The organism is Deinococcus taeanensis (genome assembly GCF_020229735.1).
Lineage (GTDB): Bacteria > Deinococcota > Deinococci > Deinococcales > Deinococcaceae > Deinococcus > Deinococcus taeanensis.
The window spans coordinates 74,963-89,398 of the sequence record NZ_CP083458.1 but is presented as its reverse complement, the minus strand read 5'-3'; the positions used below and the strand labels follow the sequence as shown (position 1 = coordinate 89,398).

Here is a 14,436-nt window from a genome sequence, read left to right as displayed (position 1 = left end):
AGGCCGCTTGAAGAACCGGACTGAACCGTACGTGACCGGTGCAACACGCCGGGACCGGCGCAGACCGCAAAAAAAGTCAGTGCGGGAGGCCCCCAGGCGGGCCCCGCGGGGACGGGGCCTGGGTCTGTCCCGGCAACTCTACGTGGCCCGCCTGCCCGCCGCCGGGGAGCCTGCCATATGTAGCTTCCGCCGTTACTGCGCCGAGACGATCAGGGGGCAGGCGAGGCACGGGTGAGAGGTCACGAGCACCTCGTGGCCGTACGCGGCGCGGATGGTGTCCGGCGTGAGGGCCTCGCCGGGCGTGCCGCAGGCCAGCACGCGGCCCTGCGCGAGCAGCAGCGCGCGGTCAGCGTACTGAGCGGCGAGGTTCAGGTCGTGCAGTACGGTCAGAACGCCCACACCACCCGGCAGGAGGCTCCGGGCCACGCGCAGGGCCCCGTGCGCCTGCGCGAGATCGAGACTGGCGGTCGGTTCGTCCAGCAGCAGGACCCGGTCCGCGGTGTCAGGGCCGTGCAGTTGCGCGAGCGCGCGGGCCAGGTGCACGCGCTGCTGCTCACCACCGCTGAGGGTCAGGATGTCGCGGGCCTCGTAGCCGCTCAGCCCCACGCGGGCCAGCGCGTCGCGGGCAATCACCCGGTCGGCGTGCGTTTCCCGGGGGCCGTGAGGGAACCGCCCAAGCAGGACAACGTCCAGCACCTCGTGCGAGAAGGTGAGGGGCGTGTGCTGCGCCACCACCGCGCGCCGCCGTGCCAGTGCGGCGCGGCGCGGCGCTCCGCCGAGCACCTGCACGCCCTGGGCCGCCAGTTCGCCGGTCACGGCGCGCAGCAGGGTGCTTTTCCCGGCGCCGTTCGGACCGAGTACGGCGAGCAGTTCGCCGCGCCGCAGGTGCAGCGTCACGGCGCGCAGCAGGGCCCGGCCGCCGGCGGTGACGGTCAGCGCCTCGACACTTACGGGGGGCGGGCCACTCACAGGGCACTCCGGCCGGTGCGGCGCAGCAGGAACAGGAAGAACGGCGCGCCCAGCAGCGCCGTGATGATCCCGATGGGCAGTTCGGCGGGCGTGACGACCGTGCGGGCCATGAGGTCCGCCAGGACGAGGAGCGTGGCGCCCAGCAGGGCGCTGGCGGGCAGCAGCGTGCGGTGATCCGGGCCGGTTAGGAGACGCAGCAGGTGCGGCACGACCAGACCCACAAAACCGATCGTGCCGGCCACCGCGACGCCCGCCCCGACACTCAGCGCGACCAGGGTGATGATCAGCCACTTGGTGCGGGTGACGGCCACGCCCAGATGGGCGGCCTGCGCCTCACCGAGCGTGAGGGCGTTCAGGGCGCGCGCCGTCAGCGGCAGCAGCGCCGCGCCCGCCAGCACCAGGGGCGCGGCGCTGAGCACGCCGGGCCAGGTGGCGCCGCCGAGTGAGCCCAGCTGCCAGAAGGTGATGGTGCGCAGCTGCTCGTCTGTGGCGAGAAACGTCATGAGGCCGGTGCCGGCGCCGCACAGGGCGTTGATGGCGATGCCGGCCAGCAGCATGGTGGTGACGTCCACCCGGCCGCGGCGCTGCGCGAGGACGCTGATCAGCCCGGTGCAGCCCAGACTGCCGGCGAACGCCGCGGCGGGCAGTGAGTACGCGCCGAACGCGGTGAAGCCCAGCACGACACTCGCGGCGGCGGCGAGGCCCGCGCCGGCAGACAGGCCCAGCAGACCCGGATCGGCCAGCGGATTGCGGAACAGGCCCTGCATGGCCGCCCCGGCGGCGCCGAGGCCCGCGCCGACCAGCGCGCCGAGCGCGACGCGCGGCAGGCGGATGCCGGTAAGCACGGCGGCCTGCTGCGCGTCGAACGTGGCGGGAGCGGGCAGGCCCAGCAGGCTGAGCAGAATACTCAGCACCTGCGCGGGGCTGATGGGCACCGCGCCGCTGCCCACCGCCAGCACGACCGCGCCGAGCAGCGCGGCGGGCAGCACCAGGAGAACCGTGACCGCGTGGCGGCGGACGCCGGGCGCGGCGCGCTCAGCGGCGGGGGCAGCGGCGGTCACCGGCGAAAGTCAGTCTTCCACTGGCGGGCGAGGGCCAGGGCGAACTCTAGGAGGCGCGGGCCGGTCCAGCGGATGGAATCATCCACGGCGTAGATGCGGCGGGCGCGGCCGGCCGTGGTCTGCGCGACGCCCGGCAGCTTCAACGCGCCGCTGACGCCGCCCACGGCCTCCAGGCCGCGGTTCAGGAGAATGATCGCGTCGGGGTTGAGGGTCACGAGCGCTTCGGCGGTGAGGGTGCGGGTGTCGCGGAACGGCGCGGCGTTCACGCCGCCCGCCAGGGTGATCAGGTCGTGCGCGCCGCCGTCAGTGCCGTAGATGCTGGCATCGTTCGGACCGTGGGCGTACAGAAAGATGACTTTCGGCGCGCGGGCCGGGCGGTTGGCCTTCACAGCGGCGAGGGTGGTGTCGAACGAGCGGCTGAGGGCCTGCGCGGCGCCCGGAACGCCGTACACGTCCGCGAGGATGTTCAGGCGCGTGCGCACGCCGTCCAGACCACCCTCGTTGCTGGCAGGCAGCACGAGGACCTTCACGCCGGCGGCGCGCAGCTGCGCGACCACGCCGGAGTTCCTGCCGGCGGCGAAGTTGTCGGCCGTGCCGATAACGAGGTCCGGGTTCAGCGCGATGATGCCCTCGGCGGGCAGCTGCGCCCAGTGGCCCACGCTGGGAATGCGGTTTGGCGGGTAGGTGCCGGTGACGTCGGTGCCGACAATGGTCTGCTGGCGCCCCAGGCGGTAGATGAGTTCCACGGTGGTGGCGTTCAGCGCCACCACGCGCCTGGGCGGGGGAACGGTGACGGTCACGCCGTCGGCGCCGCGGACGGTGGCAGCGTGTGCGGCGCTGTGGGCGGGCAGGGCAAGCAGGGCGGCGCTGACGAGCAGACGGGTGAGGTGCTTCATGGGGTCTCCAGGGGGAACAGGGGGAGTGACGTCAGGGCTGCCAGTAGCCGCTGACGCGGCACTGTGCGGGGCTGAGGCCGTGCCGTTCACGCAGGGCGCGGCGCAGCGTGCGGGCGGTCGGGGTGTCCAGGGCGCCCCACACGGCCGCAAGCGGGTGAGGGAGAGAAAGAGCCGCGTGTGCCAGAACGGCGCCGGGGGCGCCTGTTCGGGTCAGCCAGCGCAGGCGCGTGCCGGGCGGCACGGCTACGTCGTCCAGGGCCCGCTGGTCGTTGGGGTCACCTAGCTCGATCAGCACGGAGGGCGCCGCACGGTCAGCCCAGTGGTCGAGCAGGGCACTCAGGGTGGGCAGGGCCGTTTCATCGCCGAGCAGCAGGACCGGGCCGGCCGCGAAGTCCGGAACGGGCTCGTGGCGGCCCAGGGTGACGTCCACGCGCGTGCCGGCCGTCAGGCGGCGCCCCCAGGCGCTGCCGGGTGTGGCGCCGTGCAGGAACACGTCCACGTCGGCGGTGCCGCGCTGCGGGTCGACGCGCCGGACCGTGTATGCGCGGCTCTCGGTGCCGGGCGCGCCGCTCAGCGCGAAGCGGGCGGCGTAGCCGGGCTGCCAGTCGCTCAGCGTGTCGGGGTCGGTGTGGAAGGTGAGGCGGCGCAGGTGTGGACTGAGGTGCCGGGCCGCCTGGAGGGTCCAGGGCACGGTGCGGGTGCCGGGCCGCGCGCCGAGCTGTGCCCTGGCGTCGGACACGAGGGCCCGCAGGTTCTCGTGCGCGGGCCGGGCCGGGTCCGGGAAGCTGAGGGGGAAGGTCCGGGTGTCCTGGTCGGTCGTTACTTCCAGCTGGAGGCCGTGGGCGTCCAGGGTGAGCAGTTGCGCGGCCCGGGGCGCCGGGGCGGCCGTGAAGGCGCGTGCGATGAGCAGCAGTTCCGGGGCGTGGTCCTCGTTGACGTGGTCGATGATGTCGGTCGGGCTGGGAGGGGCGTGGGTCATGCGGCTCACCTGTGCGGGGCGGTCAGTGGAACTGCCGGGCGTGTGGGGGGACGGTCAGGATCAGGTCGCGGAAGCTCTGAAATTCCTGTGGGGTGAAGGTGACGCCGGTGGGGCCGCACCAGAGTTGTGTGGCGTGCGCGGTGTGCTGCAGGGCCCAGTCGGTGCGGGCCGCGTGGGGGGCGGGTGCCGTGAGCAGGTCGTGCAGATCACGGAATTCGCTGGGGCTCAGGGCGTAGTTCAGGTGGTGCCAGATGACGTGCAGGCTGCCGCAGGTGCAGCGCATGACGCGCCGGGTGGTACTGGGAGCGTGCAGGGGCGTGAAGCCGTGGCACATGGTGGCCTCCTGGGTGCAGGCGGGACGGCGCGTCTGGCGCTGGGCCGGGGCGCGCTCAGGACGGAACGGCTGGGTCGGGCGAACCGACGCGCCGATCCTGCACTAATCCGATTAACTTAGTCAAGTTTAGCTTCGACCTCAAATGGTCATCTTGACTAATTCAATCGGATTTGTCAGATTGCCCCCGGCCGGTCATCCTGCGCCGGTCATCCATGACGCCCTCCCCCACCCCACAGCTTCTCCTGCAGGAACTGCAGGCGCTGCTGCTCACCCTGCACCCTGCCCTCCCGCCCGGCAGCCACCTGTGCGGGGCCGTGACCGGCCAGGCCGTGCTCTGGACCCCCACCACTTCAACGCAGACTGCCCCGCACTGTGCGCCTCCCCCTCCCCCGCTCCGTCTCCCACCCCACGCACCCCAGCGCCGCGTCCAGGACCACCAGGCCGGCCGGCAGTGTGCCGCCCTGGCGCTGCGCCTCGCCGGACACACCGGACCGGCGCCGGACCTGGCCCGCAGCCGCTCCGGCGCACCCACCTGGCCGCCCGGGTACAGCGGCAGCCTGACCCACGCCGGCGGGCTCAGCCTCGCTGTGGCCGGCCCGGCCCCCCTGCTGCTGGGCATTGACCTTGAACCCCTCGGTTCCGCCGCCTTCCCTCCAGAGCGGCTGCTCCGGCACGTGCTGAGCGAAAGTGCATTCAAAGCCCTGAACGCCGCACGCGGCGTTCCGTTCGACCCGGCGCATTTCTCGCCGCTGTGCGCCGCCTCCGGCCGCGCCCTGCTGACCGCGCAGGGCTGGGCGGACCCCCTGCCCGTCACCTGGACCTGCACCCCCTCATTCATCGTGGCCCTCACGGTCCTCCCCTCACCGCTGCTCCCTGCGTCCTGATCTCCGGAGGTCGTCATGACCCTGACCCTGCCTGTTGCGCCCCTCACGCCGTCCACCCCGGCCGTCCCCGCGTGGCACTCACCCAGCCTGACCCTGCACCTCACGCACCCGCACGCACCCCCCCTGACCAGCCCGGCCGACCTGCTCACCTGGCAGCACGGCGCGGCGCCACACGAGCACCTGGTCGGCGCCGTGGGCTTCGGGCCGGACAGTCCCCTGTGCTTTCATCCCGCCGCGCCGGTTCACCCGGCCGCGGACCTGCCCCTCCCCCCGGCGATCCCCCGGCACGTGCTGGCCGCCCGGACGAGCCCCGCTCCCCGCACGTTCGAGGCGAATGTCGCGCAGGCGACCGCCGCCATCCGCTCGGGCGCCCTGCACAAGGTCGTGCTGGCCCGCACGCTGCACCTCACCCTGGACCCCGCACCGGACGTCCGTCACGTGAGCGCGCACCTGCACGCCCTGGCCCCGGACGCGTTCGTGTTTGCCCTGCCGCTGGAACGCGGCGGGGCCACCTGGCTGGTGGGGGCCAGCCCGGAACTGCTGCTGCGCAAACGCGGCCGGCACCTGACCCTGCGCCCACTGGCCGGCACCCGCCCCCGCCACCCGGACCCGGCCCTGGATCTGCGCCGCGGGCACGACCTGCTCCGGTCCGCCAAGGACCGGCACGAGCACGCCCTGATGGTGGACGACCTGCGCCGCACCCTGACGCCCCTGTGCCGCGACCTCACGGTGCCCGAAACGCCGCAGCTCGTGCAGACGGCCGGCCTGTGGCACCTCGCCACCTCCATCCAGGCGGAACTCCGTGACCCGCGCCTGCACGTCCTGGACGTCGTGCAGGCCGTGCACCCCACCCCCGCGGTCTGCGGCGTGCCCCAGGCCGCCGCCCACGCCCTGATCAGGGAACTGGAGCCGGCGCGCGGGCTGTTCGCCGGCGCGGTCGGCTGGTGCGACGGCGCCGGCAACGGCGAGTGGGCCGTGACCATCCGCTGCGCGCAGCTGCGCGGCCCGCAGGCGCACCTGTTCGCCGGCGCGGGCGTGGTGGCCGACTCGAGTCCCGCCGCCGAGCGCGCGGAAACGGCCGCGAAGTTCGGCGTGATGCTGCGCGCCCTGGGCGTGAACCCCGCCGCGCTGGACGGCACGCTGTGACCCCGGACCGCACTGCCGGTGCAGACTTCACGCCCTGGCCGGAAGCGCTGGCGCGCACCTACCGCGCCGCCGGGTACTGGCGGGGCGAAACGTTCAGCGTGTGGCTGCGGCGCCTGAGCGAACGGTACGGTGACCGTCCCGCGCTGCACGGCGCCGAGCGCGGCGCGGCGCGGACCGTCACGTACCGCGACCTGCACGACCGCACGTCCGGGTACGCCGCCGCATTCGCCGCGCGTGGCCTGCGCCGCGGGGACCGCGTGGTGATGCAGCTCCCGAACACCCCCGCGTTCTACGAGGTGCTGATGGGCCTCCTGCGCCTGGGAGTGCAGCCGGTTCTGGCGCTCGCTGCGCACCGCGAGCAGGAACTCCGGTCGTTTGTCGCGCAGACCGCGGCGCGCGCCCTGATCACCGCGGACACACACGCGGGGTTCGATCACCGGACCCTGGCGCGGGCCGTGCAGGCCGCGTACCCGGCGCTGCAGGTCCTCGTGCTGGGCGACGCACAGGACTTCACGCCCCTGGCGCCGCTGGACCCGGCGGCCTGGCCGGACCAGCCCGAACCGGCCGGCGCGGCCGGCACCGTGGCGCTGTTCCAGCTGTCGGGCGGAAGCACCGGCACGCCGAAACTCATTCCCCGCACGCACGACGACTACCTGTACTCGATTCGCGCCAGCGCGGAGCTGTGCAGGCTGGACCCCGGCACGGTGTTCCTGGCGGCGCTGCCCGCCGCGCACAACTTCACCCTGACGTCGCCGGGCGCCCTGGGAACCCTGCACGCAGGCGGGCAGGTGGTCCTGGCCGCCAGTCCCGCACCGGACGAGGCGTTTGCGCTGATGAACGCAAGAGGCGTGACGCATGTGGCGCTCGTGCCGTCGGCGCTGCTGGTGTGGCTGCGCGCCGCGCCCGGCTGGACCTTCCCCGCGCTGCAGGTCGTGCAGGTGGGCGGCGCGCCCCTCAGTGAGAGCGCCGCCCGTCAGGTTCCGCAGGTGTTCGGCGCGGCGCTGCAACAGGTGTTCGGCATGGCCGAGGGCCTCGTGAACTACGTCCGGGCGGGCAGCCCGGACGACGTGACCTTCAGGACGCAGGGCCGCCCGATCAGCCCGCACGACGAGGTGCTGGTCGTGGATGACGAAGACCGGCCCGTGCCGGACGGCAGGCCTGGACACCTCCTGACGCGCGGGCCGTACACCATCCGCGGGTATTTCCGCGCGCCCGACCACAACGCCCGCGCCTTCACCCCGGACGGGTACTACCGCACGGGGGACATCGTGACCCGCCGCCCGGACGGTCACCTGACCGTCACCGGCCGCCACAAGGACCAGATCAACCGCGGCGGGGAGAAGATCGCCGCTGAGGAGATCGAGCACGCCCTGCAGGGCCACCCGCTGGTGTTCCAGGCGGCGCTGGTGGGCGTGCCGGACCCCTGGCTGGGCGAACGCAGCTGCGCGTTCGTGCAGCTGCGTGAACCCACCGGACCGGAGCTGCCGCTGGAGCTGCGCCGCTTCCTGCGCGCGCAGGGCCTCGCGGACTACAAGCTGCCTGACCGGGTGGAGGCGCTGCCCGAGCTGCCCCGCACCCCTTTCGGCAAGATCGACAAACCCGCCCTGCGCGCCCGCCTGAACGCCCGTGAAAGGAGCCTGCCGTGATTCCCCGCCTGAACCCCTATCCCATGCCCACCCCCGAATCCTTTCCCGCCTCGCGCGCGCCGTGGACGCCCGATCCCGCCCGGGCAGCGCTGCTCGTGCACGACCTGCAGGTCTACTTCCTGCAGTTCTATGACGAGACCTGCCCGCCCATCCCGGCGCTGCTGAGCCACGTGGCGCGGCTCACGGCGTGGGCGCGCACCCAGGGCATTCCGGTGGTGTATACCGCGCAGCCCGGCGCGCAGTCGCCGGACGACCGCGCGCTGCTCAGCGACTTCTGGGGCCCGGGCCTGCCGGACGATCCAGCGCTGGTGGCGGTGCACCCGGCGGTGGCGCCGCAGCCGGGCGACACGCTGCTGACCAAGTGGCGCTACAGCGCCTTTCAGCGCACGGCGCTGCGTGAGCACCTGAAGGGGTGGGGCCGGGATCAGCTGCTGATCTGCGGCGTGTACGCGAACATCGGGTGCCTGCTGAGCGCCGCGGACGCGTTCATGCAGGACGTGCAGCCGTTCCTGATCGGTGACGCGCTGGCGGACTTCAGTGAGGCCGAACACCGGCAGGCGCTCGCGTACGGCGCGGCGCGCTGCGCGGCCATCACGCACACGGGCGAGCTCCTGGCGCTGCGCGGGTCATGGACGCCGCAGCGGGTTCAGGCGTCGGTGGCCGCCGCCCTCGGGGTGACACCAGACGCGCTGCGCCCGGACGACGACCTGCTGCTGCTGGGCCTGGACTCCATGCGGCTGATGCTCCTGACCGAGGACTGGCAGCGTGCCGGGCACCGCGTCACGTACGCGGACGTCGCCGCCCGCCCCACCCTGGGTGCCCTGACGGCGCTGCTGTGCGGCGCGGCGGTCCGGTGACGGCCATGCCGCTGCCGCTCACGCAGGCGCAGCTGGGCCTGTGGCACGAGGAGCAGGCCAGTCCCGGCGGCACGCTGCACCACATTGCGGAGGTGCTGACCATCCGCGGGCCGCTGAACACGGCGCTCTTTGAAGAGGCGCTGCGGCGCGCCCTGGCAGACGTCACGGCGCTGCACGTCCGCTTCAGCGAGCAGGGAGGCCGCGCGTGGCAGACGCCCACCGGGGAGGCGCCCCGGCCGCTCCGGCACGTGGACCTGCGGGGCCGCACCGATCCGCCCAGCGAGGCCCGCGTGCAGACGCTCACGCTGCTGGACCGCCCGCTGGGCCTGAGGACGGGCGACCTGTACCGCCACACGCTGTACCGGCTGGACGAACAGGCGTGGCAGTGGGCACTCATCACGCATCACATTGCCCTGGACGGGTACGGCATGACGCAGGTGCTGAACGGCGTGGCCGCCCACTACCGCGCCCTGTCGGGCCTGCACGCGGTGCCCGCGCCGTTCGGGCCGTTGGGTCCCGTGATTGAGGAGGATGAGGCGTATCAGCGGTCCCCCGAGCGGGCCGCGCACGGCACGCAGCTGCGCGCCCTGTACGCGGACCTGCCGTTCGAGGAGGCGCCCCTGCTCACGCTGGGCCTGCGCCGCGGGCACCGCGTGCAGGCCACACTGCCGCCCCCTCTCGTGCGGGCCCTGCGCACGGAGTCGGTTCAGGGCGCCGCGTGGCCGGACGTGCTGTTTGCCGCGAGCGCCGCGTGCTGGCACGCGCACACCGGGGAGCGGACGGTGCTGCTGGCCGCGCCCGTCATGCTTCGCCTGGGCAGCGCCGCAGCGAGGGTGCCCTGCATGCGCATGAACCTGCTGCCCCTGCGGGTGGACGTGCGCCCGGCCGACACCCTGCGCACCCTGACGCGACGGGCCCACGAGGCACGCCAGGCCACGCAGCGCGCCGCCGCGTACCGCTTCGAGCATCTCTGGGCCGACCTGCGCGGCCGCCGCCTGTTCGGGCCGGAGGTCAACGTGATTCCGTACGCCGCTCCGCTGGATTTCGGTCCTGACGTGCAGGTGACGCGGGACACGCCGGCGTCCGGGCCCGTGGAGGACCTCGCGTTCACGTTCGCGGCCTGGGGCGAGTCCCTGAGCGTCACGCTGGACGGCCACCCGGACCTGTACACAGCTGCCCAGCTCAGGATGATTCTGCACCGGTTCACCGCGCTGCTGGCCGCCGGACTGCCGGGCACGGCGACGGTGCCGGCATGAACGGCACGAACTGGGCGGACCGGGTGGCACTCGTGACCGGCGCGGCCCAGGGCATCGGCGCGGCGGTCACCCGGGCACTGGCCGCGCGGGGCGCGCGCGTACTCGCCACGGACGTGCAGGGCATCCCGGACGACCTCAAGGCGCTGCTTGGCGTGAGCGCCGCGCCGCTGGACGTCACCGATCCAGCGGCCGCCGAGCGGGCCGTGACGCTCGCCGAGGACCGTCTGGGCCCCCTGACGGACCTCGTGAACGTGGCGGGAATCCTGCGGCCCGGGCGGCTCACGGACCTCAGCGACGCGGACTGGCACGCCACCATCGCGGTCAATACGACCGGAGTGTTCTTCGTTTCTCGCGCCGCGGCCCGGCGCATGCAGGCCCACAGGCGCGGCGCGATCGTCACGGTCGGCTCAAACGCCGCGCATGTGCCCCGGTCGGGCATGGGCGCGTACGCCGCCAGCAAGGCCGCGGCCACGCACCTGACGCGCTGCCTGGCCCTGGAACTCGCGCCGTACGGCGTGCGCTGCAACCTGATCTCCCCGGGGTCCACAGACACGGCCATGCAGCGCCAGCTGTGGACCGGGCCCGACGCGCCTGCCCGCGTGATTGCCGGCGACCCGGCGCACCACCGGGTGGGGATTCCGCTGGGGCGCCTCGCCACGCCGGAAGACATTGCGCACGCCGCGCTGTTCCTGCTGTCCGATGAAGCCCGGCACATCACCATGCAGCACCTGACCGTCGACGGCGGCGCCACCCTGGGCGCCTGAGCGGCGCGGGTGGCCGGACCGGAAGCGTCAGGCAGGGTTAGTGCGGGGAGTGGGGGCTGCCTCCACCCCCTCGGGTGCGGTTCGCGTTCGGTGAAACGCACGCGGTCACGGTGTCCCGGCGGGAAGCGACCCCGCAGCGTAAAGCCGCGCTGGTCACCTGTGACGTTGCGTGTGGGCGGCGGGGCCGGACAGCGCACACTGGCCGCTGCGCGGCTGATGTAGCGACCGCACCAGCTGGCGCCTGTCTGGGTCAGCGGCTCTGAGGGGCGCGCCGGACGCCGCCCCCGGTCGCGTTTGTGTGATGCAGCGGGCTGGTGCCGAGGCGTGATGGTGGCAATCAGACACCGGGCAATCAGATGGGTGAGCCCACCATCAGGAACGGTGCCACGAACTGCCCTGCCGCCGCAGTGCCGGGCAGATGCCCGCCCCTCCACCTCATGAAGAAAGATTCATCATCCCCAACGATGGCATGAGATTCCCTTCAGGGAACATTTGTGCAGTCTTCAATATTTAAAGGATTGGGGCCTTTAAGCTTAATGCATCCGTTCCACAACTTCTCCCCGGAGGGTCAGATGCAGCGAATTCAAGAGCCCGTAATCTGCCGTTGGGTTCCCGGAACAATGGATCAGGTGCGTCTGTGTGGCGTGCAGGGCGAGCAGATTCTCTCGGCCCGCGAGGTACAGACCTTGTTCGGCCGGCGCGCTCTGGATGAACTGTACCTGACGGGGAGCTCGCATCAGGTGATGGTGCGCCGCGCACCCCTGTGTGCCGCGCGGCTCGCGGACCGCCGCCATGCACCGCGCCTGCAACCCGAGCACAGCCTGAACGTCAGCGTCTAGCGTGCGCAACGCGCGGCGGACGCCCTCTTCTGACCTGGAGGGCGCCCGCCGCGCCTGGGCCGCAGGTTCAGCCGAAACGGCCGGTGACGTACGCCTCCGTCCGCTCATCCCGGGGGGACGTGAACAGCTGCGCCGTCACGCCGTGCTCGACCAGGTCGCCGTTCAGGAAAAAGCTGGTGGTGTCGCTCACGCGGGCGGCCTGGTGCATGTTGTGCGTCACGATGATGATGGTCGTGACCTTCTTCAGGTCTGTCATCAGGTCCTCGATCTTGGCGGTACTCGCCGGATCGAGGGCGCTGGTGGGTTCATCCATCAGCAGGATTTCCGGTTCAACGGCAAGCGCCCGCGCGATGCACAGCCGCTGCTGCTGCCCGCCTGAGAGGCCGGTCGCCGGGGTCTTCAGGCGGTCTTTCACCTCGTCCCACAGGGCCGCGCCGCGCAGGGACCGCTCGGCCACCTCCATCAGGCGCTTCTGGTCGCGCATCCCGGCGAGTTTCAGGCCGGCCACGACATTCTCGAAGACACTCATCGTGGGGAAGGGATTGGGCTTCTGGAACACCATCCCCACACGGCGGCGCATGCTGACCGGATCCACGCCGGGCCCATACACGTCCTGTCCGTCCAGGAGAATGGTGCCCTGCACGCGCGCGCCGGGCGTCAGGTCATGCATGCGGTTGATGGCCCGCAGGAACGTGGTTTTTCCGCAGCCGCTCGGGCCGATGAGAGCGTTGACCGTGCCGCGCTGCACGCGGAGGTTCACGCTGTTCACGGCCTGCTTCTCGCCGTAGTAGATGTTGACATTCTGTGCGTCAAGGATGGGGGTCAAGGTCAGGGCTCCTTTTACTTTCGCCGGCTGGCGCGGCGGGCGAGCAGACTGGTGAGGAAGATCAGGGTGATCAGGAGCAGCGCGCCCGCCTTTGCGAGGCGCTGGTTCTCGTCGTAGGCGCTGGTGGCGCCGCGGTAGATTTCCAGCGGCAGGGCGCTCATGGGTTTGGTGGGGTCCAGATTGATCTGGTTGTTGCCGAATGCCGTGAACAGCAGCGGCGCGGCCTCCCCGGCCACGCGGGCCAGGGCCAGCATCACGCCGGTCACGATGCCGCCGGCTGCGGCCGGCAGCACGATACGCAGCGTCACGAGCCACTTCGGGAGGCCCAGAGCGAGCCCCGCCTCGCGGACGGTGTGCGGCACGAGCTTGAGGACTTCCTCGGTGGTGCGGACCACGATGGGAATCATCAGGAAGCCCAGCGCGACCGCACCCGCCAGGCCGGAGAACCCGAAGTGCAGGACGATCAGGCCGTACGCGACGAGGCCCATCACGATCGCGGGAATGCCGGCGAGGACGTCACTGATCATGCGGATGGTGGGCATCAAGGGGTGCCGGGGGTACTCGGCGAGAAAAATGCCGCCTGCCACGCCCACCACCACCCCGATCACGCTGGCCATGGCGAGCATCTCCACGCTGCCCAGAATGGCGTTGGCGAGCCCGCCCCCGGTCTCCCCTTCCGGGGCCGGCACGCGCGTGAAGAAGTTGACGTTCATGGCCCCGATGCCTTCGCGCAGCAGGTACGCGAAGATCAGGATCAGGGGCGCCACAACGATCAGGGTGGCGAGAAGAATCAGGCCGCCCATCAGCAGGTTCCGGGCGCGCCGGGCCGCGCTGAGCTGGTGGCGGGGCGGCCGGTCGGTGCGGACGGCGCTCATCATTGAATTCCTTTCGGTGTCAGGCGCGCGATGATCAGGCGCGCGACGTAGTTCACGATGACGCTCATGATGAACAGCGTCAGGCCGAGCGTGACGACGCTGGAACGGTGCAGGGCTTCCTGCGCGTCACCGAACTGGTTGGCAATCACGGACGCCATGGTGCTCGCCCCGCCGAACAGACTCTTCAGGACGTCCTGGCTGTCCCCGATGACCATGGCCACCGCGAGCGTCTCGCCGAGCGCGCGGCCAAGCGCGAGAATCACGCCGCCCATGATGCCGGCGCGGGCGTAGGGCAGAATCGCGCGGGAGATGACCTCCCACTTGGTGGCGCCCAGGGCGTACATTGCCTCGCGCTGGTCCTGCGGCACCAGGCGGATCACGTCCCGGGCCACGGACGCGGTGTACGGGAGGATCATCACGGTCAGGATGATGACGGCCAGGGCCAGGCCGCGCCCGTCGAAGGAGCTGGGCACAAAAAAGCACTGCAGTGTCGTCTGCCCGGCATCCCACAGCGCCTTGCACTGCGTGTACAGCGCGATCTTCTCAGGCGCCTGGAAGAACCCCTGTTCCCACCGGCTCAGGATGGGCGAAATCACGAACAGGGCCCACAGGCCGTACACAACGCTGGGCACCGCTGCCAGCAGTTCGATCAGGTACCCGACGGGATTCGCCAGCCAGCGGGGGGCGTACTCGGCAACGAACAGGGCGCTGGCAATGGCGAGCGGCACGCTGATCACCAGGGCCGCGAGGCTGGTCACCAGCGTGCCGGTAATCATGGCCAGCGCGCCGAACTGCCCGGTAACGGGATTCCAGAGGCGGCTGGTGAAGAAGTCCAGACCGAACCGGCGCGCGGCCGGCCAGGACTCGGTGCCCAGCTGATACACGCTCAGCAGGAACACCAGCACAATGACGGCGGCGAGCGCGAGGATCAGCACCTCGAACAGGCGGTCGCTGCGGCTGCTCAGAGCGGCGGACGGGTTGGGGATGCGTTTGCTCATGGGGTCATGACCTCACCAGGTCTCATGGGCTCAGTTCACAGGGCGTTCGTCAGGGGCACGTCAGCCCGCGCGCCTGGCCCGGAGCTCAGTGACGCGGCGCCGCCCC

Annotated in this window: 15 protein-coding genes; 7 read left to right on the top strand and 8 right to left on the bottom strand. The window is 71.9% G+C overall.

Annotation, left to right across the window (positions count from 1 at the left end; translation table 11 throughout):
- Positions 1-192: 192 nt before the first annotated feature.
- From LAJ19_RS18180 to LAJ19_RS18160, 5 genes are read right to left on the bottom strand one after another with little or no spacing between them, the layout of a single operon-like run.
- The gene (locus tag LAJ19_RS18180; RefSeq protein WP_225524242.1) at positions 193-969 is read right to left on the bottom strand and encodes a heme ABC transporter ATP-binding protein; all 777 of its coding nucleotides are present in this window, start codon (positions 967-969) and stop codon (positions 193-195) included.
- Positions 966-2,030 carry a FecCD family ABC transporter permease gene (locus LAJ19_RS18175; protein WP_432804261.1) on the bottom strand — a complete coding sequence of 355 codons (1,065 nt, stop codon included), beginning with the start codon at positions 2,028-2,030 and terminating at the stop codon, positions 966-968. The genes LAJ19_RS18180 and LAJ19_RS18175 overlap by 4 nt, the downstream gene beginning before the upstream one ends.
- A complete protein-coding gene (locus tag LAJ19_RS18170) occupies positions 2,027-2,926 on the bottom strand; it encodes a heme/hemin ABC transporter substrate-binding protein (protein ID WP_225524241.1) in 900 nt (299 codons plus the stop codon). Before LAJ19_RS18170 ends, LAJ19_RS18175 begins: the two co-directional genes overlap by 4 nt.
- A 31-nt stretch (positions 2,927-2,957) precedes the next feature.
- Positions 2,958-3,905, bottom strand: a complete 948-nt coding sequence (locus LAJ19_RS18165) for an SIP domain-containing protein (RefSeq protein ID WP_225524240.1) — start codon at positions 3,903-3,905, stop codon at positions 2,958-2,960.
- 22 nt (positions 3,906-3,927) lie between these two features.
- Entirely contained in the window at positions 3,928-4,239 is a 312-nt protein-coding gene (locus LAJ19_RS18160; protein WP_225524239.1) for a hypothetical protein, read from the bottom strand.
- A 212-nt stretch (positions 4,240-4,451) separates the two neighbouring features.
- Between LAJ19_RS18160 and LAJ19_RS18155 the strand changes: the two genes are divergently transcribed.
- The 7 genes from LAJ19_RS18155 to LAJ19_RS18125 all read left to right on the top strand — a co-directional run bounded on the left by LAJ19_RS18155 (position 4,452) and on the right by LAJ19_RS18125 (position 11,631).
- A complete protein-coding gene (locus LAJ19_RS18155; protein ID WP_225524238.1) occupies positions 4,452-5,123 on the top strand; it encodes a hypothetical protein in 672 nt (223 codons plus the stop codon).
- 15 nt (positions 5,124-5,138) lie between these two features.
- Positions 5,139-6,269 carry an isochorismate synthase gene (locus LAJ19_RS18150; protein WP_225524237.1) on the top strand — a complete coding sequence of 377 codons (1,131 nt, stop codon included), beginning with the start codon at positions 5,139-5,141 and terminating at the stop codon, positions 6,267-6,269.
- Positions 6,266-7,915, top strand: coding sequence for a (2,3-dihydroxybenzoyl)adenylate synthase (locus LAJ19_RS18145; RefSeq protein ID WP_225524236.1), 1,650 nt, complete (start codon positions 6,266-6,268; stop codon positions 7,913-7,915). The genes LAJ19_RS18150 and LAJ19_RS18145 overlap by 4 nt, the downstream gene beginning before the upstream one ends.
- Positions 7,912-8,772 carry an isochorismatase family protein gene (locus LAJ19_RS18140; protein WP_225524235.1) on the top strand — a complete coding sequence of 287 codons (861 nt, stop codon included), beginning with the start codon at positions 7,912-7,914 and terminating at the stop codon, positions 8,770-8,772. The genes LAJ19_RS18145 and LAJ19_RS18140 overlap by 4 nt, the downstream gene beginning before the upstream one ends.
- Positions 8,773-8,777: 5 nt before the next feature.
- The gene (locus LAJ19_RS18135; protein WP_225524234.1) at positions 8,778-10,028 is read left to right on the top strand and encodes a condensation domain-containing protein; all 1,251 of its coding nucleotides are present in this window, start codon (positions 8,778-8,780) and stop codon (positions 10,026-10,028) included.
- Positions 10,025-10,792 (top strand): 2,3-dihydro-2,3-dihydroxybenzoate dehydrogenase, encoded by a 768-nt coding sequence (locus tag LAJ19_RS18130; protein ID WP_225524233.1) that lies wholly within the window; start codon positions 10,025-10,027, stop codon positions 10,790-10,792. Before LAJ19_RS18135 ends, LAJ19_RS18130 begins: the two co-directional genes overlap by 4 nt.
- Before the next feature lie 620 nt (positions 10,793-11,412).
- Complete coding sequence (locus LAJ19_RS18125) at positions 11,413-11,631, top strand: hypothetical protein (protein WP_225524232.1); 219 nt, start codon at positions 11,413-11,415, stop codon at positions 11,629-11,631.
- Between the two features lie 67 nt (positions 11,632-11,698).
- Here the strand turns inward: LAJ19_RS18125 and pstB are convergent, their stop codons facing one another.
- From pstB to pstC, 3 genes are read right to left on the bottom strand one after another with little or no spacing between them, the layout of a single operon-like run.
- Positions 11,699-12,457: a phosphate ABC transporter ATP-binding protein PstB gene (pstB, locus tag LAJ19_RS18120; RefSeq protein ID WP_225524231.1), complete on the bottom strand. Its 759-nt coding sequence runs from the start codon at positions 12,455-12,457 to the stop codon at positions 11,699-11,701.
- 14 nt (positions 12,458-12,471) lie between these two features.
- Positions 12,472-13,335 (bottom strand): phosphate ABC transporter permease PstA, encoded by an 864-nt coding sequence (gene pstA, locus LAJ19_RS18115; protein ID WP_225524230.1) that lies wholly within the window; start codon positions 13,333-13,335, stop codon positions 12,472-12,474.
- Positions 13,332-14,330 (bottom strand): phosphate ABC transporter permease subunit PstC, encoded by a 999-nt coding sequence (pstC, locus tag LAJ19_RS18110; RefSeq protein ID WP_225524229.1) that lies wholly within the window; start codon positions 14,328-14,330, stop codon positions 13,332-13,334. The genes pstA and pstC overlap by 4 nt, the downstream gene beginning before the upstream one ends.
- Between the last annotated feature and the right edge of the window lie 106 nt (positions 14,331-14,436).

Bases quoted from the DNA above. Each gene is read 5' to 3' on its own strand.
- LAJ19_RS18170 (WP_225524241.1), bottom strand. From the start codon at position 2,926: ATGAAGCACCTCACCCGTCTGCTCGTCAGCGCCGCCCTGCTTGCCCTG.
- LAJ19_RS18165 (WP_225524240.1), bottom strand. From the start codon at position 3,905: ATGACCCACGCCCCTCCCAGCCCGACCGACATCATCGACCACGTCAAC.
- LAJ19_RS18160 (WP_225524239.1), bottom strand. From the start codon at position 4,239: ATGTGCCACGGCTTCACGCCCCTGCACGCTCCCAGTACCACCCGGCGC.
- LAJ19_RS18155 (WP_225524238.1), top strand. From the start codon at position 4,452: ATGACGCCCTCCCCCACCCCACAGCTTCTCCTGCAGGAACTGCAGGCG.
- LAJ19_RS18150 (WP_225524237.1), top strand. From the start codon at position 5,139: ATGACCCTGACCCTGCCTGTTGCGCCCCTCACGCCGTCCACCCCGGCC.
- LAJ19_RS18135 (WP_225524234.1), top strand. From the start codon at position 8,778: ATGCCGCTGCCGCTCACGCAGGCGCAGCTGGGCCTGTGGCACGAGGAG.
- LAJ19_RS18130 (WP_225524233.1), top strand. From the start codon at position 10,025: ATGAACGGCACGAACTGGGCGGACCGGGTGGCACTCGTGACCGGCGCG.
- LAJ19_RS18125 (WP_225524232.1), top strand. From the start codon at position 11,413: ATGGATCAGGTGCGTCTGTGTGGCGTGCAGGGCGAGCAGATTCTCTCG.
- pstA (WP_225524230.1), bottom strand. From the start codon at position 13,335: ATGATGAGCGCCGTCCGCACCGACCGGCCGCCCCGCCACCAGCTCAGC.
- pstC (WP_225524229.1), bottom strand. From the start codon at position 14,330: ATGAGCAAACGCATCCCCAACCCGTCCGCCGCTCTGAGCAGCCGCAGC.